The organism is Mesorhizobium sp. WSM4817 (genome assembly GCF_055811135.1).
Genome location: NZ_JBVVQQ010000012.1, coordinates 176,652 through 197,081, shown reverse-complemented (window position 1 = coordinate 197,081; position 20,430 = coordinate 176,652). Strand labels below are relative to the sequence as shown.

The 20,430-nt window shown below is 62.1% G+C and carries 23 protein-coding genes; 19 read left to right on the top strand and 4 right to left on the bottom strand.

Annotation, left to right across the window (positions count from 1 at the left end; translation table 11 throughout):
• The first annotated feature begins 222 nt into the window (after positions 1 to 222).
• Positions 223 to 696: an Lrp/AsnC family transcriptional regulator gene (locus AC0L2K_RS18385; protein ID WP_023799250.1), complete on the top strand. Its 474-nt coding sequence runs from the start codon at positions 223 to 225 to the stop codon at positions 694 to 696.
• On the opposite strand, the gene AC0L2K_RS18380 is transcribed toward AC0L2K_RS18385, so the two are convergent.
• Positions 693 to 1,352, bottom strand: coding sequence for a 5-formyltetrahydrofolate cyclo-ligase (locus AC0L2K_RS18380; protein WP_287066670.1), 660 nt, complete (start codon positions 1,350 to 1,352; stop codon positions 693 to 695). The two genes, AC0L2K_RS18385 and AC0L2K_RS18380, sit on opposite strands and share 4 nt — an antisense overlap.
• Before the next feature lie 210 nt (positions 1,353 to 1,562).
• Here AC0L2K_RS18380 and AC0L2K_RS18375 point away from each other — a divergent pair, with 210 nt between their 5' ends.
• On the top strand, positions 1,563 to 2,828 hold the full coding sequence (locus tag AC0L2K_RS18375; protein WP_287066669.1) for an NAD(P)/FAD-dependent oxidoreductase: 1,266 nt from the start codon (positions 1,563 to 1,565) through the stop codon (positions 2,826 to 2,828).
• A 207-nt stretch (positions 2,829 to 3,035) separates the two neighbouring features.
• On the opposite strand, the gene AC0L2K_RS18370 is transcribed toward AC0L2K_RS18375, so the two are convergent.
• Complete coding sequence (locus AC0L2K_RS18370) at positions 3,036 to 4,292, bottom strand: SAM-dependent methyltransferase (protein ID WP_287066667.1); 1,257 nt, start codon at positions 4,290 to 4,292, stop codon at positions 3,036 to 3,038.
• Between the two features lie 243 nt (positions 4,293 to 4,535).
• Here AC0L2K_RS18370 and AC0L2K_RS18365 point away from each other — a divergent pair, with 243 nt between their 5' ends.
• From AC0L2K_RS18365 to AC0L2K_RS18285, 17 genes are all read left to right on the top strand, one after another.
• Positions 4,536 to 4,670: a hypothetical protein gene (locus AC0L2K_RS18365; protein ID WP_023799246.1), complete on the top strand. Its 135-nt coding sequence runs from the start codon at positions 4,536 to 4,538 to the stop codon at positions 4,668 to 4,670.
• A gap of 126 nt (positions 4,671 to 4,796) precedes the next feature.
• Entirely contained in the window at positions 4,797 to 5,087 is a 291-nt protein-coding gene (locus AC0L2K_RS18360; protein ID WP_287066664.1) for a Dabb family protein, read from the top strand.
• A gap of 210 nt (positions 5,088 to 5,297) precedes the next feature.
• Positions 5,298 to 6,224 carry a VOC family protein gene (locus AC0L2K_RS18355; RefSeq protein WP_287066661.1) on the top strand — a complete coding sequence of 309 codons (927 nt, stop codon included), beginning with the start codon at positions 5,298 to 5,300 and terminating at the stop codon, positions 6,222 to 6,224.
• Complete coding sequence (gene kdsA / locus AC0L2K_RS18350; protein WP_287066660.1) at positions 6,221 to 7,051, top strand: 3-deoxy-8-phosphooctulonate synthase; 831 nt, start codon at positions 6,221 to 6,223, stop codon at positions 7,049 to 7,051. Before AC0L2K_RS18355 ends, kdsA begins: the two co-directional genes overlap by 4 nt.
• A 117-nt stretch (positions 7,052 to 7,168) precedes the next feature.
• Positions 7,169 to 7,372, top strand: a complete 204-nt coding sequence (locus AC0L2K_RS18345; protein WP_287066657.1) for a dodecin family protein — start codon at positions 7,169 to 7,171, stop codon at positions 7,370 to 7,372.
• Positions 7,373 to 7,468: 96 nt separating this feature from the next.
• Entirely contained in the window at positions 7,469 to 7,834 is a 366-nt protein-coding gene (locus AC0L2K_RS18340) for a PRC-barrel domain-containing protein (RefSeq protein ID WP_287066656.1), read from the top strand.
• Between the two features lie 404 nt (positions 7,835 to 8,238).
• Positions 8,239 to 9,513, top strand: coding sequence for a phosphopyruvate hydratase (gene eno, locus AC0L2K_RS18335; RefSeq protein WP_027154001.1), 1,275 nt, complete (start codon positions 8,239 to 8,241; stop codon positions 9,511 to 9,513).
• 200 nt (positions 9,514 to 9,713) lie between these two features.
• A complete protein-coding gene (locus AC0L2K_RS18330) occupies positions 9,714 to 10,037 on the top strand; it encodes an FtsB family cell division protein (RefSeq protein ID WP_128187469.1) in 324 nt (107 codons plus the stop codon).
• A gap of 172 nt (positions 10,038 to 10,209) precedes the next feature.
• A complete protein-coding gene (gene pdhA, locus AC0L2K_RS18325; RefSeq protein ID WP_023799237.1) occupies positions 10,210 to 11,256 on the top strand; it encodes a pyruvate dehydrogenase (acetyl-transferring) E1 component subunit alpha in 1,047 nt (348 codons plus the stop codon).
• A gap of 15 nt (positions 11,257 to 11,271) precedes the next feature.
• Positions 11,272 to 12,705 (top strand): pyruvate dehydrogenase complex E1 component subunit beta, encoded by a 1,434-nt coding sequence (locus AC0L2K_RS18320; protein ID WP_287066654.1) that lies wholly within the window; start codon positions 11,272 to 11,274, stop codon positions 12,703 to 12,705.
• A gap of 4 nt (positions 12,706 to 12,709) precedes the next feature.
• A complete protein-coding gene (locus AC0L2K_RS18315; RefSeq protein WP_287066653.1) occupies positions 12,710 to 12,988 on the top strand; it encodes a DUF5076 domain-containing protein in 279 nt (92 codons plus the stop codon).
• A gap of 23 nt (positions 12,989 to 13,011) precedes the next feature.
• Positions 13,012 to 14,421 (top strand): pyruvate dehydrogenase complex dihydrolipoamide acetyltransferase, encoded by a 1,410-nt coding sequence (locus AC0L2K_RS18310; protein WP_287056860.1) that lies wholly within the window; start codon positions 13,012 to 13,014, stop codon positions 14,419 to 14,421.
• Between the two features lie 146 nt (positions 14,422 to 14,567).
• Positions 14,568 to 15,206: an SGNH/GDSL hydrolase family protein gene (locus AC0L2K_RS18305; protein ID WP_473531994.1), complete on the top strand. Its 639-nt coding sequence runs from the start codon at positions 14,568 to 14,570 to the stop codon at positions 15,204 to 15,206.
• A 19-nt stretch (positions 15,207 to 15,225) separates the two neighbouring features.
• Entirely contained in the window at positions 15,226 to 16,689 is a 1,464-nt protein-coding gene (lpdA, locus tag AC0L2K_RS18300) for a dihydrolipoyl dehydrogenase (RefSeq protein WP_287282723.1), read from the top strand.
• Between the two features lie 96 nt (positions 16,690 to 16,785).
• Positions 16,786 to 17,043 (top strand): GlsB/YeaQ/YmgE family stress response membrane protein, encoded by a 258-nt coding sequence (locus AC0L2K_RS18295; protein WP_023799232.1) that lies wholly within the window; start codon positions 16,786 to 16,788, stop codon positions 17,041 to 17,043.
• Positions 17,044 to 17,176: 133 nt separating this feature from the next.
• Positions 17,177 to 18,142 (top strand): lipoyl synthase, encoded by a 966-nt coding sequence (gene lipA / locus AC0L2K_RS18290; protein WP_287066650.1) that lies wholly within the window; start codon positions 17,177 to 17,179, stop codon positions 18,140 to 18,142.
• A gap of 12 nt (positions 18,143 to 18,154) precedes the next feature.
• Positions 18,155 to 18,613, top strand: coding sequence for a type II toxin-antitoxin system RatA family toxin (locus AC0L2K_RS18285; RefSeq protein ID WP_023799229.1), 459 nt, complete (start codon positions 18,155 to 18,157; stop codon positions 18,611 to 18,613).
• Here the strand turns inward: AC0L2K_RS18285 and AC0L2K_RS18280 are convergent.
• Both AC0L2K_RS18280 and AC0L2K_RS18275 read right to left on the bottom strand, forming a co-directional pair.
• Positions 18,589 to 19,098, bottom strand: a complete 510-nt coding sequence (locus AC0L2K_RS18280; RefSeq protein ID WP_023799228.1) for a CinA family protein — start codon at positions 19,096 to 19,098, stop codon at positions 18,589 to 18,591. The genes AC0L2K_RS18285 and AC0L2K_RS18280 overlap by 25 nt on opposite strands.
• Positions 19,095 to 20,324: a bifunctional 2-C-methyl-D-erythritol 4-phosphate cytidylyltransferase/2-C-methyl-D-erythritol 2,4-cyclodiphosphate synthase gene (locus tag AC0L2K_RS18275; protein ID WP_023799227.1), complete on the bottom strand. Its 1,230-nt coding sequence runs from the start codon at positions 20,322 to 20,324 to the stop codon at positions 19,095 to 19,097. The genes AC0L2K_RS18280 and AC0L2K_RS18275 overlap by 4 nt, the downstream gene beginning before the upstream one ends.
• Positions 20,325 to 20,430 lie beyond the last annotated feature (106 nt).

Sequence of the window (20,430 nt, the reverse complement as noted above, 5' to 3'; positions counted from 1 at the left end):
TCCCGGCGTCAGGCCGACGCGGTATTCGTGGTTCTTGATTTCCCGGGGGCAGCCGACGCGCATCTTCTTCTCCTCCTAATCCAGCCTTTTGGGGCATGTTCGCTGTTGAGAGACAGTGAACCACGAATCGTCGCGTAGGTGTTTGCGAATACGCTTGCGCAAGACGGTGCGGTTCGATAATCGTTGCGTAAAACAGCTGGGTTGTCGCAGGAATCCCGAAAAATGCCGCTAGACAGGATTGATATCGCCATCCTCGAAACGTTGCAACGGGATGGGCGGATACCCAACGCGGCGCTTGCCGAGAAGGTCGGCCTGTCGCAGTCGGCCTGCTCGCGGCGGCTCGACAATCTGGAGAAATCCGGAACCATCCGCGGCTACCACGCCCGGCTTTCCAATGCCGCTCTTGGCCACCAGATGACGGCGATCGTGCATATATCGCTGTCGGGGCAATTCGAAAAGACACTGTCGGATTTCGAGGCGGCGATAAAGCGCTGCCCGAATGTGTTGTCCTGCCACCTGATGTCGGGTGAATACGATTATATCCTGCGCATCGCGGCAAAGGACCTCGTCGACTATGAGCGCATCCACAAGGAATGGCTGTCGGCAATGCCGCATGTGACGAAGATCAATTCATCCTTCGCCTTGCGCGAGATCGTCGACCGGACGGCGGTGGGGATGAAGCCGGAACTTGCCTAGGCTTTGAAAGCCTCCGTTACCACCCGGTCCATCGGGATATCATGCGGCTGCGGGTAGATGGTGGCGATGCGCTGCAGTTCGTAGCCGACACCGATGACCAGCGGCTTGAACGGCATCGCCGCCAGCGTGCGGTCGAAGAAGCCGCCGCCATAGCCCAGCCGATACTGTCCCGGATCGATGCCGACGACAGGCGAGATGACGATGTCGGGCAGCACCGGATCGCCTTCAGCCGGGATCGGGATATTCCAGACACCTTTTTCCAGCCGATCGCCCGGAACGTAGGCGCGAAAGATAAGCGGGCGGGCTTTCTCGATAACGATCGGCAAGGCAGTGCGGCCACCACGCGCGTTGACCGATGCCATCCAGGCCCGCAAATCCGGCTCGCCGCGGAACGGCCAGTAGAGGCTGACCATGCGGCCGGCAATGTCGCCGATCATCGCGTCGAGGCTTTCGCCGATGCGCTGCGACATTGCCGTCCGCACGTCAGCCGGGACAGCGAGGCGGGCGGCAATCAGCCGCTCGCGCTCGGCCTTGCGCCATCGTTTCACGTCGTTCCAATCGGATAGGCGCGGCCGGAATTCCGGGTCGAACTCGTGCATGAAGCAAGGCGGCGAGGAATATTGCCCCGGACCGTCGTCGTCAAGATCGCTAGCCAACTTTCACTCCTGTCATCTGCTTCGATGAAATTATACGCGGCGGCAGGATGGGGGCATGTACAACAGCGACATCTCAGGGCGGGCAATCGGCAAAGTCGGATGTTGTTGCGGTGCACAAAAATAGCTACATCAGCCTTGACGAAATTGCTGTCCAGTCTGCGCTCCCGCCCACCTGCTCTCCTGGCCCAACCTGCTCCCGGAGTGAATGAGATGAACGAAACCAGCCATCATGTCGTCGTCGTCGGGGCGGGATTCGGGGGTCTCGAATTCACCCGCGCGCTTGACGGCGCGCCGGTGCGCATCACCATGATCGACAAGCGCAACCATCATCTTTTCCAGCCGCTGCTCTATCAGGTGGCGACCACGGCGCTGGCGACCTCGGAAGTCGCCTGGCCGATCCGCCATCTCCTGCGCAAGCGCAAGGATGTGACGACACTGCTGGCCACCGTCAGCGGCGTCGACCGCGCCGGCAGAAACGTGCTGCTCGATGATGGCGGCGCGGTTGGATACGACACGCTGCTGCTGGCCACCGGCGCCCGCCACGCCTATTTCGGCCATGACGAGTGGGAGCCTTTCGCACCGGGGCTGAAGACGTTGGAGGACGCCACCACCATTCGACGGCGCATCCTGCTCGCCTTCGAGCAGGCCGAGCGGGAGACCGATCCCGCCAGGCGCCAGGCGCTGCTGACACTGGCGATCGTCGGTGGCGGACCGACCGGCGTGGAACTGGCCGGCACCATTGTCGAACTGGCGCACGAGATGCTGCGCGGCGAGTTCCGCAACATCGATACGCGACAGACGCGCGTGGTGCTGATCGAGGCCGGCGACCGTATCCTTCCCAATTTCGCGCCGGAACTCTCCGACTATGCCAGCAAGGCGCTCGAGCGGCTTGGCGTGACGGTCGAACTCGGTCGGCCAGTGACACGTTGCGACGCGGAGGGTGTCGTCTTCGGTGAAACGCATCTGCCGGCCAGGACTATCCTGTGGGCAGCAGGCGTCGCCGCTTCGCCGGCCGCCGAATGGCTGGGGGCGGCAGCGGACCGCGCGGGCAGGGTGCTGGTCGAGCCTGATCTGACCGTGCCGGGCAACCCAGAGATTTTCGTCGTCGGTGACGCTGCACACGTCCTGCGGCCGGATGGCCGCATGGTGCCCGGCGTAGCACCCGCCGCCAAGCAGCAGGGCCGGCATGTCGCCGCGACGATCAAGGCCCGGCTTGCCGGCGACGCAGCCCCGCGGCCTTTCCGCTACAGGCATGACGGCGATCTGGCGACGATCGGCAAGCGCGCCGCCGCGATCGACTTCGGCTGGATCAAGCTCACCGGCCGGCTGGCCTGGTGGCTTTGGGGCCTGGCGCACATCTATTTCCTGATCGGCTTCCGTAACCGGCTTGCGGTTTCGCTGAGCTGGCTATGGATCTACCTGACAGGGCAGCGCAGCGCGCGGCTGATCACCCAAGGCGATGACGACAAGAACTGACGTCTCCGCCCGCGCACATGCATCCGCACGTCATCTGTTCCCAGATGGACTCGACCGGATTCAGGCGCGAAGCTCTGCTTCGGTCAGGACTTGGCACGCTGTTGAAGGCTGGCACGCCGTTGAACAGCAGCCGGCTCGAACCGCATCATCGACTTGATGTTCGACGGAGAACCAATTGATCCCATGCGGAAATCAGTCGTCGCCACCCTAAGCCCTGTAAACCACCTGGCGGACATCGATGTAGCTGGCGCGGAAGCCGGCTTCGCAATAATGCAGGTAAAACTCCCAGAGCTTCTTGAAGCGGTCGTCGAAACCGAGCGGGACGATCTTTTCCCATGACCCACAAAAACGGTGGCGCCATTCGGCGAGCGTGCGGGCATAGTCGTCCGGGAAAATGCGCTCGCGCAGATGAGCAAGGCCATGGTCTTTGCCGAGCGTTTTCAGGATCGACGGCGTCGGCAGCATGCCGCCCGGGAAGACGTAACGCTGGATGAAATCCGGCCGGGCGCGATAGGTATCGTAGGCTTTCTCGTTGATAGTGATGATCTGCAGGCCAGCGGTGCCGCCAGGCCGCAGGCAATCCTTCATCTTGCCGAAAAACACAGGCCAGTACTTTTCGCCGACCGCCTCGAACATCTCGATCGAGGCGATGCGGTCGTAGGAACCGGTTTCGTCGCGGTAGTCCTGCAGCTTGATGTCGACCTTGTCGGCAAATCCAGCCTTCTGGACGCGTGCTCTGGCGAAATCATGCTGCTCGCGGCTGATCGTCAGCCCGGTGACGCGGCAGCCGATCTCGCGCGCCGCGAATTCGGCAAAGCCGCCCCAGCCGCAACCGATTTCAAGCACGTGGTCGTTCGCGCCGATGCCCGTGTCCTTGGCCAGCGCACGATATTTGGCGGCTTGCGCGCTTTCCAGATCGTTGGCGCCAGCCGCATAGAGCGCCGACGAATAGGTCATGCTCGGATCCAGCCATTCCTTGTAAAAGGCGTTGCCGAGATCGTAATGCGCCGAAATGTTGCGCTTCGAGCCGGTGCGGGTGTTTTGGTTGAACCAGTGGCGGACACGCTGGACGGCGTTGATCAGCCAGTTGGCGCCGCCGGCGATGCGCTCTCCGATTTCTGAATTGACTACGAACAGTTCCAGGAAACTGGTCACATCGGGACTGTCCCAATCGCCGTCGATGTAGGATTCGGCGATGCCGATGGTGCCGCCGGTGAAGGCGCGGCCGGGCAAGCGCCAGTTCTTGAGCACCAGTTCGGCGTCCGGACCCGGGCCCTTGCCGCCGACGAGGACGGCGCGGCCGTCCGGCATCCTCACCTTGAGCGAGCCACGCGGCAGGTTCATCGCCGCCGACAGCACCATGCGCGCCTTGGCCGGCAGGCCTTTGACGGTTTCGGCGAAATTGAATTCGTCCAATCTGACCGCGTCGCCCGACGCAACGCCGGTGTCTTCCTTGTGAGCCATGTCACGCCCCCGGGACTTCTGCGGCGCCGGCGCAAAATCGCCGGTTTCCAACTCTCTCGCAGTTCATCGGCAGGGCGCGAACGCCGCTTCCCGATGAATCCCCGCAGCAATCTTTCACGTCATCAAGGGGAACATCAAGAGCCAAGGCAAGCGAGCACGGATCATGGAAAGATTTTGCGGGAGGGCGCTGATCAACGCCGGAATCACTATGGTTGCAGCCACCCGGATGCAGTAGTTTTAGCCATGCGTTATGTCATCGTCATCTGCGCCGTCACGTTCTTCCTGATCTGGGACGGGCTCTACAATCAGGGCAGCTATCTCGACACGACGGTCAGGGAGATTAACCGCATCGTGCGCTACATCACCAGCATGATGTAGGTTTCCTCGCCTTCGCCCCAACGCGTTGTTGCCGCGACATCGTTGCCGGTTGACGCGCCCGTGTTGCCCACACAAAACAAGTCGCCCACACAAAACATGGCTGCACATCGATCGAGGAGGCTGGGGTTGATCCGGCATATCGTTTTCTTCAGCGCACGGCACAAAGAGGATGTTGAGGCCGTACGGACGGGTTTGCTGACGCTCGGCAACATCCCCCATTCCCGTCGGTTCGAGGTGACGCTCAACAGCAAGGTCGACCCGCTTTCGGACGAGATCGACGTGGTCGTTTATGCCGAGTTCGAGGACGCCGCCGCTCTGGCCGCCTACAAGGCGCATCCGCTCTATGCCGAGACGACCAGCCAGGTCAAACCGCTGCGCGAATTGCGCTATTCGGCGGACATTGTGGCTGCGACTTGAAGTGAAACTGATCGAAGCTGGAGCGCACCCGTCTGCGGCCGTTGGTTCGGTCGGATCAGCGCCCTGCCGCTTTCGCGCGTCGCCAAGGCAGCGTGGCCAAGAACAGCCATCGCGACGACCGCTGCCGCTATATGAAATCCCTGCGCGTCAGGCGAGGGCTCTTGAACCAACTTCCGGAATGATGCACACCGCGCCAGCATGATCGAGACGATGCCAGCACGCCCTCATTCGCCCGGCGCTTATCCGCCCGGCGCTTGTCCGCCCGGCGCTTACCCGCTTGACCATCTTGTGCTGCCGACCGCCAGCCTCGACGTGGCACGGGCGCGGCTGGTTTCGCTTGGCTTTGTCGTGGCGCCGACCGGCATCCATCCTTTCGGCACGGAAAACTGCTGCGTCTTCCTCGAAGACGGCACCTATCTCGAGCCGCTGGCAGTGGGCAATGCGCAAGCGGCGGCGAAAGCGATCGCCGACGATAACGCCTTCGTCGCGCGCGATCGCGCCTATCGCGACAGCTGCGGCAATGAGGGATTTTCCGCCCTTGTCCTGGGTACCCAAAGTGCGGATGCCGACCACGCACGCTATGTCGAAGCCGGCCTTTCGGCTGGAGACATGCTGAGCTTTTCGCGCGCCTTCACCGACGCGGCGGGAAGCAGCGACACGGCATCGTTCAAACTGGCCTTCGCCTCCGGCACCGGGGCGACGGACGCATTCCTGTTTGCCTGCGAGCGGATCAATGCGCCGAAAGTGGACCGCAGCGCGTTGCAGGTCCACGCCAATGGCGCAAACGGCATTGTCGAGGTCGTGGCGGTCAGCACCGAGCCATCCGAACAGCGCCGTTTGATTTGGATCGCGACGCACAGTCCGGCGACCGTGCCGGGGAGCAGCACTGCGTTTGAGCTGCCGAACGCGACCTTGACCCTGCTTGACCCCGTCGCTTTCGAATCGCGCTTCGGCATACCTGCCGGCGCGCCATCGGAACTCCGCTTCGCGGCGATCGTCTTTTCAATTGGTTCCGCCGACACGGTCGCCAAGCTGCTTGCAGCAAGTTCCGTAGAACATGACATTCGCGGCGATGATATTGTCGTGTGGCCGACATCCGGGCAGGGTGCGGCCTTCGTTTTCCAGGAGAAAGCATGAGCAAGCCCAATTCGTCCGTAACCGTCGGCAATGTCGTCTTCGGCAACACCGCGCCGATGTCGCTGATTGCCGGCCCGTGCCAGCTTGAATCGCGGCAGCACGCCTTCGACATGGCTGGCGCGCTGAAGGAACTGACCGAGAAGCTCGGGCTGGGCCTCGTCTACAAGACCAGTTACGACAAGGCCAACCGCACCTCGCTTGGCGGCACGCGCGGCGCCGGGCTCGATGCGGCGCTGCCCGTCTTCGACGATTTGCGCAAGGCGTTTTCGCTGCCGATCCTGACCGATATCCACACCGAGGAACAGTGCGCGCTCGTGTCGCCGCATGTCGATATCCTGCAGATTCCGGCTTTCCTCAGCCGCCAGACCGATCTGCTGATCGCGGCGGCAAGAACCGGCAAGGTCGTCAATGTGAAGAAGGGCCAGTTCCTCGCGCCGTGGGACATAAAGAACGTCGTCGCCAAGGTCACCGGTTCCGGCAACGCCAATGTGCTGGTCACCGAGCGCGGCGCGTCCTTCGGCTACAACACGCTGGTGTCCGATATGCGCGCCCTGCCTATCATGGCCGAGATCGGCGCGCCGGTGATTTTCGACGCCACGCATTCGGTGCAGCAGCCGGGCGGGCAGGGCGGCTCGTCAGGCGGCGATCGGCGCTTCGTCGAGACACTGGCGCGCGCCGCGGTTGCGGTCGGTGTCGCCGGCGTCTTCATCGAGACGCATCAGGATCCCGACAACGCCCCCTCCGACGGTCCCAACATGGTGCCGCTGAAGGACCTTCGGGCGCTGCTTGAAAGGCTGATGGCATTCGATCGCGTCGCCAAGGGCTGAGCAAGTCAAGGGCTGAGCAAGTTCAGCGGTCCAGCCCTAAGTCCGACCCGAAACTTGTGATCAACAGGCGCCGGTTGTACGCTGCCCAGGCAACCGAGTGCCTTGGAGGAGGAAGCCATGTCCGTCGCCCGCGTCACCGAAATCACATCATCGTCGAATAAGAGCTTTCAGGACGCCATCGAACAGGGGATTGCCCGCGCCGCAAAGACATTGAAGAACGTCGAAGGCGCCTGGATCCAGGACCAGAAGGTCGTCGTCGAGAACGGCATGATCTCCGCCTACCGCGTCAACATGAAGGTCACCTTCATCCTCGCTGAGTGATCAGCCCTGCACGTATGACCGCGTCCATAAAAGTCTGGAACCTTCGCAGCCCTCTCCTCATTGTCGACTTGAAGTGAACGACAAGAGGAGCACATCATGACAACCCAGACAGGACACACTGAAGCCATCGCTGCCTCGCGGGTGATCGGCACTTCCGTCTACAACACGGAAGGCACGCACATCGGCGACATCGAGGATGTCATGCTCGACAAATTGTCGAATGGAATCATGTTTGCCGTGATCGGCTTTGGCGGATTTCTCGGCATCGGCGAGAAATACCACGCCATCCCGTGGGCGAGCCTCGACTATGACGAGAACAAGGGCGGCTATGTCGTGCCGTTCACCAAAGAGCAACTGAAGGCTGCTCCCGCCTATTCGATCAACGAATTGACGGGCGCCGACGGCGAGGCCGCGCGTGATGCTTCATACAGTTACTACAATGTCGAGCCTTATTGGCATTGACCTTGCTCTGCCGTAATCAAAAAGGCCCCCGGTTGAACCGGGGGCCTTTTCTCTGGGATATCTACTCCGCTGCAAGGGTCGACAACTCTACCGCGCCCTGTTGAGGCTGCTGAGTGTCACACGACGTCAAAAACGCCGCCGCGATCAGGAACAAACTCACAATACCGCTCAACTGAGACATGGCGAAACTCCTCCTGTTTCGCCCCGCGCAGCTGTGAGCATAAACCAGAAAGACGCACGCCGCCAAGGCCTATGACTAACATGACTTATGATGACAGCAATTTGTGCTTCGTGATTCGATGTGGCGGAAGTGGCGGCACTATTTGCGGACGCCCCAATTGCGTTTTGCGGCACTTTGGCTAAGACGTGCGCGACGCTTCGTCAGATCAATCGGGGACATCGCAATGACTGCCATCATCGACATTGTCGGGCGCGAAATCCTGGACAGCCGCGGAAACCCGACCGTCGAGGTCGACGTCGTGCTCGAAGACGGCTCGATGGGCCGCGCTGCGGTGCCTTCCGGCGCCTCGACCGGCGCGCATGAGGCGGTCGAACTGCGCGACGGCGGCGCCCGCTACCTCGGCAAGGGCGTCCTGCGGGCGGTAGAGGCCGTCAATGGCGAGCTGTTCGAGGCGATCGGCGGGATGGAAGCCGAGAACCAGATCCACATCGACCAGACCATGATCGAGCTCGACGGCACACCCAACAAGAGCCGCCTTGGCGCCAATGCGATCCTTGGCGTGTCGCTGGCGGTGGCCAAGGCTGCGGCGGAAGCGGCTGGCCTGCCGCTCTACCGCTATGTCGGTGGCACCAAGGCGCATGTGCTTCCGGTGCCGATGATGAACATCATCAACGGTGGTGCCCATGCCGACAACCCGATCGATTTCCAGGAATTCATGATCCTGCCGATCGGTGCGCCGACACTGCGTGATGGCGTGCGTTGGGGTTCGGAAATCTTCCATACGCTGAGGAAGCGGCTGAAGGACGCCGGCCACAACACCAATGTCGGTGACGAGGGTGGCTTCGCTCCTAACTTGAAAAGCGCACCCGCAGCGCTCGATTTCATTATGGAATCAATCGAGAAGGCCGGCTTCAAGCCGGGCGAAGAGGTTGCGCTCGGCCTCGACTGCGCCGCGACCGAATTCTTCAAGGACGGCAACTACGTCTATGAAGGCGAGAAAAAGACCCGCGATCCGAAGACCCAGGCCAAGTATCTGGCCAAGCTCGCCGCGGACTATCCGATCATTACCATCGAGGATGGGCTGGCCGAGGACGACTGGGACGGCTGGAAAACGCTGACCGACCTCATCGGCAACAAGACCCAGCTGGTCGGCGACGATCTGTTCGTCACCAATACGGCCCGGCTGCGCGACGGCATCCGCATGGGCGTCGCCAATTCTATCCTGGTCAAGGTCAACCAGATCGGCTCACTGACCGAAACGCTCGATGCCGTCGAGACCGCGCACAAGGCCGGCTACACCGCGGTCATGTCGCACCGCTCGGGCGAAACCGAAGATTCGACCATCGCCGATCTCGCCGTCGCCACCAATTGCGGGCAGATCAAGACGGGTTCGCTGTCGCGCTCGGATCGCATGGCCAAGTACAACCAGCTCATCCGCATCGAGGAAGAGCTCGGCAAGCAGGCGCTCTACGCTGGCAAGTCGATCGTGAAGGGCTGAGCCGCAGAAAATCCGAAAACCCAGAAAATCCGAAAACGAAAGGGCGGGGCATTCTCGCCTTTTTTGTTTCAACACCGCCAGATCCGGTCGTCCGTAACCGTCCATTAAGCACAATCGGGCGAGAAAGGGCTCGGTCGCAGAGTGGTTAGAGCGCCCTTGCGCGTCCAGGCGGGCGCGCGGCGCTCTAAGGGATTTGGATCATGTGGACACGTCAGCACAAGCAGAGAAATACCGGTCGGCTGATCATCCCCTCGCTCTGCGTGGCGTTCCTCGCCTATTTCGGCTTTCACGCCTACCACGGCGAATTCGGCATCTATTCCAAATACCGGTTGGAAGCCGAAGCCGTCGACCTGCAAGGTAAGCTCGATGCCGTCAAGGCGCGCCGGCTCGATCTGCAGCGGCGTGTTCAGCTCATGCATCAGGGCACGCTGGAGAAGGACATGCTCGACGAGCAGGCGCGCAAGGCGCTCAATGTATCCCACGCCGACGAAATCACCATCATGTTGCCGGCTACGGCAAGATAACCGAATTCAAGTTAATCGCCGATATTTTCAACGATTTTAATCGCTTAGACGCATGTCAGCCATGCATTTTTCGGCATGGCGAAACGCTTTCTTGCGTGTTAGCCTTTGCCAAATCGGTGGGGAGAACTGATCTCCCTCAGTGTCCGCAAGAGACGCCAACAGGGAGTGATGCATGGCCACCGCCGCCAGAAAAGCGCCTGCCAAAACCAAACCCAAATCCGACGGCAAATCGGCGGGGCTTTCAGCCCCCAAACCTGTCGACTTCACCAAGGATGAGGAGCTTGACGCCTACCGGCGCATGCTGCTGATCCGCCGGTTCGAGGAAAAGGCCGGCCAACTCTACGGCATGGGCTTCATCGGCGGCTTCTGCCACCTCTATATCGGCCAGGAAGCAGTTGTCACCGGCATGAAGATGGCGCTGATCGACGGCGACCAGATGATCACCGCCTACCGCGACCATGGTCACATGCTGGCGATGGAACTGTCGCCGCGCGGCGTCATGGCCGAATTGACCGGGCGCCGCGGCGGCCTGTCCAGGGGCAAGGGCGGCTCCATGCACATGTTCTCCAAGGAGAAGCATTTTTACGGCGGCCACGGCATTGTCGGCGCGCAGGTTTCGCTCGGCACCGGCCTCGCCTTCGCCAATCGCTATCGTGGCAACAACAATGTGACACTGACCTATTTCGGCGACGGCGCCGCCAATCAGGGCCAGGTCTATGAAAGCTTCAACATGGCCTCGCTGTGGAAGCTGCCGGTGATTTTCATCATCGAGAACAACCGCTATGCCATGGGCACCTCGGTAACGCGTTCGTCGGCCGAGACGGATTTTTCGCACCGCGGCGCCTCCTTCAAGATCCCCGGCATCCAGGTCGATGGCATGGACGTCCGCGCGGTCAAGGCAGCCGGCGATCTCGCCACCGAATGGTGCCGTGACGGCAAGGGGCCGCTAATTCTCGAAATGCAGACCTACCGCTACCGCGGCCACTCGATGTCCGATCCGGCAAAATATCGTTCCAAGGAAGAAGTGCAGAAGATGCGCTCCGAGCGCGACCCGATCGAGCAGGTCAAGGCGCGCCTGCTCGACAAGAAGTGGGCTGATGAGGACGAGCTCAAGGCCGTCGACAAGGAGGTCCGCGACATTGTCGCCGACGCCGCCGAATTTGCCCAGAACGACGCAGAGCCGGATCCGTCCGAGCTCTGGACCGATATCGTACTGTAACGAGAGGGCAAGGCCATGCCGATCGAAATTCTCATGCCCGCTCTCTCGCCGACGATGGAAGAGGGCAATGTTTCCAAATGGTTGAAGAAAGAGGGCGACAAGGTTGTCGCTGGTGATGTCATCGCCGAGATCGAGACCGACAAGGCGACGATGGAAGTCGAAGCGGTCGACGAAGGCACGCTCGGCAAGATCCTGGTTGCCGAGGGCACCGAGGGCGTAAAGGTCAACACGCCGATCGCGGTGCTGCTGCAGGACGGCGAGAGCGCCGCCGATATCGGCAAGGAGGCCAAGGCTGCACCGGCCTCCACCCAGGATGCGATTTCAGACGGCGGGCAGCGCACCGACGCAGCCGAGGAAGGCTCGAAGGCCGCGCCGCAGGATGCCGGCGAGGCGCCGAAGGCGTCCGTACCCGCTGCCCCTGCGATGAAGGCAGCCGCCGATCCCGACATCCCGGCCGGCACGGAAATGGTCTCGACCACGGTGCGCGAAGCGCTGCGTGACGCGATGGCCGAGGAAATGCGCCGTGACGGAGACGTCTTCGTGATGGGCGAGGAGGTCGCCGAGTACCAGGGCGCTTACAAGATCACGCAAGGGCTGCTGCAGGAATTCGGGCCGCGTCGCGTCGTCGACACACCGATCACCGAGCACGGTTTTGCCGGCGTCGGCGTTGGCGCGGCGATGGCCGGCCTGAGGCCGATCGTCGAGTTCATGACCTTCAACTTCGCCATGCAGGCGATCGACCATATCATCAACTCCGCCGCCAAAACGCTCTACATGTCCGGCGGCCAGATGGGCGCGCCCATCGTCTTCCGCGGGCCAAACGGTGCGGCCGCCCGCGTCGCCGCCCAGCATTCGCAGTGCTATGCCGCCTGGTACAGCCACATTCCCGGCCTGAAAGTGGTGATGCCCTACACCGCCGCCGACGCCAAGGGATTGCTGAAGGCCGCGATCCGCGACCCGAACCCGGTCATCTTCCTCGAGAACGAAATCCTCTACGGCCAGTCCTTCGATGTGCCGAAGATCGACGATTTCGTGCTGCCGATCGGCAAGGCGCGCATCCACAAGTCGGGCACGGATGTCACCATCGTCTCCTTCGGCATCGGCATGAGCTACACGGCAAAGGCCGAGGCCGAATTGCGCGGCATGGGCATCGATGCCGAGATCATCGACCTCAGGACCATCCGCCCTCTCGATTTCGACACCATCATCGCCTCGGTCAAGAAGACCAATCGTCTCGTGGTGGTGGAGGAAGGATTTCCGCAGAGCTCGGTCGGCGACCATATCGCCAGCCAGGTGTCGCAGCGCGCCTTCGATTTCCTCGACGCGCCGGTCATCACCATTGCCGGCAAGGACGTGCCGATGCCCTACGCGGCAAACCTCGAAAAGCTGGCATTGCCCAATGTCGCGGAAGTCATCGAGGCGGTGAAAGCCGTGACGTACCGGGGTTAACGAAATGTCGCGCGAACTAGAAGTTCCCGCGGTGGTCGTCGAGAACAGCGAATTCGATGAAATACTCCGCGTCTGGATTGGTTCGGACGCGGTCGTCACGATGCAAGACCTCTTTGGACCAAACGCTCACAACTGGGGCATGGTGCTCGCTGATGTCGGCATGCACATAGCCAGGATGAGACTGGAACAAGATGGGATCCTGAAATCGAGACGCTTCAGGCATTGGAAGAAGGCTATCGAGGCAGAATGTCGGAGCAGTTCAATATCCAGCACCGTTCGCTAACCGGGCGGAACTGAGGAGGAAAAATGCCGATCAACATCACCATGCCGGCCCTGTCGCCCACGATGGAAGAGGGCAATCTTGCCAAGTGGCTGGTCAAGGAGGGCGACAAGGTTTCGCCGGGCGACGTGATCGCCGAGATCGAGACCGACAAGGCGACGATGGAAGTCGAAGCCGTCGATGAGGGCACTGTGGCCAAGCTGGTGGTTCCAGCCGGCACCGAAGGCGTCAAGGTCAACGCGCTGATCGCCGTGCTCGCCGCCGAAGGTGAAGATGCGGCGGCTGCCGCCAAGAGCGGTGACGGCGCTGCGCCGGCAAAGGCCGAGGCAAAACAGGATAAGGCGCCAATCTCCCCACCCGTGGGGGAGATGTCGACGAAGTCGACAGAGGGGGGCGCTGTCCCGCCAGCGGCAAGGAACGAGGCGCCCCCCTCTGGCCTGCCGGCCATCTCCCCCACAAGGGGGGAGATCAGCCAGTCGGACGGTCGCACCTTCGCCTCGCCGCTGGCCCGTCGCATCGCCCGGGAAGCCGGTGTCGATGTCTCCGCGGTGACAGGCTCCGGCCCGCATGGCCGCGTGGTCAAGGCCGATGTCGATGCAGCGATTTCCAGCGGCGGCGCCAAGGCGGCACCGGCCGCGAAAGCCGCACCTGCCGGCGCTCCGGCTCCGGCGGCCGCAGCCAAGCCAATGTCGGACGACCAGGTGCTGAAACTGTTTGCCGACGGCTCCTACGAGCTTGTCCCGCATGACAACATGCGCAAGACCATTGCGCGCCGGCTGGTCGAGGCCACGACCACCATCCCGCATTTCTACCTGACGCTCGACTGCGAGCTTGATGCGCTCCTGGCCCTGCGCACGCAGGTCAATGCGGCCGCCCCGGTGAAGAAGACCGACAAGGGTGAGGCGCCGGCTTACAAGCTGTCGGTCAACGACATGGTCATCAAAGCGATGGCAATGGCGTTAATGGCGGTGCCGGATGCCAATGCGTCATGGACCGAGAGCGCCATGGTCAAGCACAAGCATGCCGACGTCGGTGTCGCCGTGTCGATCCCCGGCGGGCTGATCACGCCGATCATCCGGCGTGCCGACGAAAAGACGCTGTCGGTCATCTCCAACGAGATGAAGGATCTTGCCAGCCGCGCGCGCAGCCGCAAGCTGAAGCCGGAAGAATACCAGGGCGGCACCACTGCGGTGTCCAATCTCGGCATGTTCGGCATCAAGGACTTTGCCGCCGTCATCAACCCGCCGCATGCGACGATCCTGGCGGTCGGCGCCGGCGAGGAGCGCGCGGTGGTCAAGAACGGTGAGATCAAGATCGCCACCATCATGTCGGTGACGCTGTCGACCGATCACCGCGCCGTCGACGGCGCGCTCGGCGCCGAACTGCTCGTCGCCTTCAAGCGCATGATCGAAAACCCGATGGGCATGCTGGTCTAGAAAGGAAAGAAGGCGGTGCGGGAACTCTTCACCAGCCTTTTTGCCTTCAGCCTTTCCAGTGTTGCAACGATCGTCGTGCATTGGCTGTTCGTGGGCTGGCGGGTGAGGCGCGCACAGGCATATTTCGGCCGGAGTGGGGCAAACGCATGAAAACAGTCCTTTGCTACGGCGATTCGCTGACCTGGGGCTATGATGCGGCAAGTCTGGATCGCCACCCGCTCCAGGACCGCTGGCCGAGTGTGCTGCAGGCGACGTTGGGAGCCAGCGTCGAGGTCATCGCCGAAGGCTTGAACGGCCGCACAACGGCTTTCGACGACCATCTGGCCGGCGCCGACCGTAACGGCGCAAGAGTGCTGCCGACGATCCTGATGACGCATGCGCCGATCGACCTGGTCGTCATCATGCTCGGCGCCAACGACATGAAGCCGTGGATTCACGGCAATCCGGTCGCCGCCAAGCAAGGCATGCAGCGCCTGATCGATATCGTGCGCGGTCACGACTACCCGTTCGATTGGCCGTCGCCGCAGGTCCTGATCGTCGCGCCGCCCGCCGTCAGCCGCACGGAAAACGCCGAATTCAAAGAAATGTTCGCCGGCGGCGATGAAGCGTCGAAGCGGCTGGCGCCGCAATATTCTGTCCTTGCCGACGAGGTCGGCTGCGGCTTCTTCGATGCCGGCTCGGTGGCCGAGACCACGCCACTCGACGGCGTCCATCTCGACGCAGATAACACGCGGAAAATCGGGCAGGCATTGGCGCCAATCGTGCGCGTCATGCTGGAACTCTAAAGAATCAGGGGAGAAATCCGTGGCTGAGAACTACGACGTCATCATCATCGGCTCCGGCCCCGGCGGCTATGTCACGGCGGTGCGTTCCGCCCAACTCGGATTCAAGACAGCGATCGTCGAGCGCGAGCATCTCGGCGGCATCTGCCTCAACTGGGGTTGCATCCCGACCAAGGCACTGCTGCGTTCGGCCGAGATCATGCACTACTCGGATCATTTGAAGGACTACGGCTTGAAGATCGACGGCAAGGTCAGCGTCGATACCGCTGCCGTGGTCGACCGCTCGCGAAAGGTCTCGCTGCGGCTGAACGGCGGCGTCGCCTTCCTGATGAAGAAGAACAAGGTCGATGTCATCTGGGGCGAAGCCAAGCTGTCCAAACCGGCTTCCGGCGACAGACCGGGCGAGATCGTCGTGTCGAAATCGTCGAAGAAGCCGATGGAGCCACAGCCACCTGCGCCCAAGGGCGTCAAGGGCGAGGGCACATACACTGCCAAGCACATCATCCTGGCGACCGGCGCCAGGCCGCGGGCGTTGCCCGGCATCGAGCCCGACGGCAAGCTGATCTGGACCTATTTCGAAGCAATGGTGCCGAAGGAGATGCCGAAATCACTGCTGGTGATGGGTTCGGGCGCAATCGGCATCGAATTCGCCTCATTCTACCGCACCATGGGCGCGGAGGTGACGGTGGTCGAGCTGTTGCCGGCGGTGATGCCGGTCGAGGACGCAGAGGTCTCGAAATTCGCGCAAAAGCAGTTCGAGAAGCAAGGCATGAAGATCATCCTCGATGCCAAGGTCACCAAGGTCGAAAAAGCTGCGAACTCGGTAACCGCGCATGTCGAGATGAAGGACGGCAAGGTCGAGAAGATCACCGCCGACCGGATGATCTCGGCCGTCGGCGTGCAGGGCAATATCGAGAATCTCGGCCTCGAGGCGCTCGGCGTGAAGACCGAGCGCGGCTGCGTCGTCGTCGACGGTTACGGCAACACCAATGTGCCCGGCATCTATGCCATCGGCGACGTTGCCGGCCCGCCTATGCTCGCCCACAAGGCCGAGCATGAAGGCGTGGTCTGCGTGGAAAAGATCGCCAACGTCCCCGGCGTGCACGCCACTGACAAGCTGAAGATTCCGGGCTGCACCTATTGCAACCCGCAGGTTGCCTCCGTCGGGTTGACCGAAGCGAAAGCCAAGGCCGAAGGCAAGGACATCCGCGTCGGCCGCTTTCAGTTCGCCGCCAACGGCAAAGCCATCGCGCTCGGCGAGGACCAGGGTTTCGTCAAGACCATCTTCGACAAGAAGACCGGGCAGTTGCTCGGCGCGCATATGGTCGGCGCCGAAGTGACCGAGCTGATCCAGGGCTTTGTCGTGGCGATGAACCTGGAGACCACCGAGGAAGAGCTGATGCACACGATCTTCCCGCATCCGACGCTGTCGGAGATGATGAAGGAAAGCGTGCTCGACGCCTATGGCCGCGCGCTGAACGCATGATAAATTGAGTGCGTGAGACTCGGCACGTGAGAGCCAAGGAACTCAACCGCAAGGTAATTCGTTTCCGGATGCATTCGTCACACAAGGAGAGGGCATATGGACGTGAATGGCGTGGGCTGGATCGCAGCCATCATCATCGGCGGGCTGGCGGGCTGGCTTGCCGAGATGTTCATGAAAAGCAACATGGGCATCTTGATGAACATCGTTCTGGGCATCGTCGGCGCGATCGTGCTGAATGCCATCCTGCAGGCGCTCAACATCGGCGCCTTCGGCACCGGCTGGATCGCCTATCTGATCACCGGTTTCGTTGGCGCCTGCCTGCTGATCTTGGCAGGGCGCATGGTGCGCCGTTAGTTGCTGAACTCTTGCCATGCGAAAACGGCTGTGGCGGCATGCGCCGCCGCGGCCTTTTTCTTTGCAGCGAAAAGTCCTAGATGACTTGCTATAAGCGAACGCCGGAAGCGATCGCGAATGAACTGGATTTCTGATGGTCACCGTCCTCGACACGATCGCCAATGCGCCGCGCCTGCGGCATCCTGAAAAGGCGCACAAGCCTGACCAGGATGTGCTGCGCAAGCCCGACTGGATCCGCGTCAAGGCGCCGATGTCGAAAGGCTATGCCGAGACGCGCGACATCGTGAAGTCGCACAGGCTGGTGACGGTGTGCGAAGAGGCCGGGTGCCCCAATATCGGTGAGTGCTGGGAGAAGAAGCACGCCACCTTCATGATCATGGGCGAGATCTGCACGCGCGCCTGCGCCTTCTGCAACGTCGCTACCGGCATTCCGACCGCACTCGATCCCGATGAACCGGCGCGCATCGCCCACGCCGTCAAGCAAATGGGTCTAACCCATGTCGTCATCACCTCGGTCGACCGCGACGATCTCGCCGATGGCGGCGCTCAGCACTTTGCCGAGGTCATCCGCGCCATCAGGGCGGCAACGCCTTCGACGACGATCGAAATCCTGACGCCCGACTTCCTGCGCAAGGACGGCGCGCTGGAGATCGTGGTGGCGGCCAAGCCTGATGTGTTCAACCACAATCTGGAGACCGTTCCGTCGAACTATCTGACGGTCCGGCCGGGCGCCCGCTATTTCCATTCGATCAGGCTGCTGCAGCGGGTCAAGGAACTCGATCCCTCGATCTTCACCAAATCCGGCATCATGGTTGGCCTTGGCGAGGAGCGGAACGAGATCCTGCAATTGATGGACGATCTGCGTTCGGCCAATGTCGACTTCATGACCATCGGTCAGTATCTGCAGCCATCGAAAAAGCACCATCCGGTGATCCGTTTCGTCACGCCGGAGGAATTCAAATCCTTCGAGACGATCGGCAAGACCAAGGGCTTCCTGCTGGTGGCATCGAGCCCGCTGACGCGTTCGTCGCATCACGCCGGGGACGATTTCGCCAAGCTGCGCGCGGCACGGGAAGCGTTTCTCAACAAGTCCGCCTAACACACTGGTTTCATGCCACAATTCGAAGCCCATCGCCGCGTTGCGCATACGCCGGAACAGATGTTCGCTCTGGTCGCCGATGTCGAATCCTATCCGCAATTCCTGCCGCTTTGCGAGGCGCTGACGGTTCGCTCGCGCAAGGAACGCGACGGACGCACCCTCCTCGTCGCCGACATGAGCATTGGCTACAAGGCGATCCGCGAGACTTTCACCACGCAGGTGTTGCTAAAGCCTGACGAGAAGGCCATCGACGTCAAATATATCGACGGTCCGTTCAAATATCTGAGCAATGCCTGGCGTTTCGAGCCGGCCGACGGCGGCTGCAATGTCTGCTTCTTCATCGACTACGAATTCAAGAGTCGTATTCTGGGTGCGGTGATGGGAGCGATGTTCGATCGCGCCTTCCGCATGTTTTCCGAGGCGTTCGAGAAGCGCGCCGACGTCATCTATGGCGCAGCGCCGGCAGCCTGATCCGCAGCGAGCGCGCGCAAGCCCAGTTCAAGCGCGTGTCTGACGGTCTCCCGGCGGATGAACTTGCGGCCTTTGTCGGCAAACAACTGGCATTCGCTGACGACCGGCCGGCCGGTCAAGGCGATACCGAACCAGACCAGGCCGACGGGCTTTTCCGTCGAGCCGCCGCCCGGACCGGCAATGCCGGTGACGGCAAGAGTTAGCCCGGCGCGCGAATGGTCCAAGGCGCCGGCCGCCATCTCGACCGCCGTTTCCCGTGAGACCGCGCCGTGCGCCTCGAGCGTGGCGGCGGAAACCCCGAGCATCTCAGTCTTGGCCTCGTTGGAATAGGTGATGAAACCCCGGTCGACCACTGTCGAAGAGCCGGCGATGTCGGTCAAGGCGGCGATGATCATGCCGCCGGTGCAGCTCTCGGCCGTCGCCAGCATGATGCCGCGCTGTTGGCAGGCTTGAAGCAGGGCATCTGCGAGATCGCTGTTGCTCATTCGGGGACATCACCTGGAAACACGACGCTGGCGGTGGCGATGGCGGCTATGCCTTCCTCGCGTCCGACAAAGCCGAGCTTTTCGTTGGTTGTCGCCTTGATCGAGATGCGGTCCCGGGAAATCGCCAGCATTGCCGAAAGGATTTCGGTCATCGCTTCGCGATGCGGGCCGACGCGCGGCGCCTCGCAGATCAGCGTGATGTCGGCATTGGCGATGCGCCCGCCGCGCGCGCGTACCAGTTCTGCCGCATGTTCGACGAAGATCCGCGAGGCCACGCCTTTCCACTGCGGGTCCGACGGCGGGAAATGCGTGCCGATGTCGCCGGCACCGCAAGTGGCGAGCAGCGCGTCGGTCAAGGCGTGCAGGCCGACATCGGCGTCCGAATGGCCGGACAGTTTCTTGTCGTGCGGGATCGAGACGCCGCACAGGACGACATGGTCGCCGGGCTCGAAGGCATGGACGTCGTAGCCATTGCCGGTGCGGATGTCCGGAAAACGCGGCCGTTCGCCGGAAAGCCGCTGATCCGCCATCGAGATATCCCTTGCCCAGGTGAGTTTGACATTGTCCGGCGAGCCCGGGACGATTTTCACTGGAATGTGTGCCCATTCGGCAATCGCGGCATCGTCGGTGAAGTCCGCCTTGCCCAGATGATGGGCCTTTTCATGGGCGGCCAGGATCGGCCAGAACGGGAAGCCCTGCGGCGTCTGCGCGGCATGAAGCCCGTTCCTGGAAACCGTCTCGCCGATCATGCCCGCGGCCGACTCGCGTTTCAGCGTATCGGCGACGGGCAGGGCAGGCAGCGCTGCCTGGCGCTCGCCGATGGCGGCGATCGTGCGGTCTATCAATTCCGCGTCGACGAACGGGCGGACGGCGTCATGGACCAGAACCCGGCGCGGCGCATGGCCTCTCAGCGCAAGCAATCCGAGCCGGACGGAGTCCTGTCTGGACGCGCCACCGGTCACCGTGACCACCCGGTCGGCGTTGGCGCCAGCGGCGCTGCGAAAAAGCCCGCTGTCGTCGGCATGAATGGCGACGACGACAGGACCGATTTTCGTATGCGCCAAAAATACGTCCAATGTGCGCGCGATGACGGCACGGCCGCCGATCCTTTGGTATTGCTTCGGCCCGTCGGCCTGACCGGCGCGCGCGCCGCGGCCGGCGGCGACGATAACGACGGCAACCTTGTCGTCCGCAGCCAAAGCCTGCTTTTCGCTTGCGTCTGTCATGCCGAGACGCTTAGCGCATCATCCCAAAAAGTGGAATCGCTTTTCGGAAGAGATCATGCGCAGATGCAAAGTGCCAATAGCGTCCCCTACACGCACCGCACTTTGG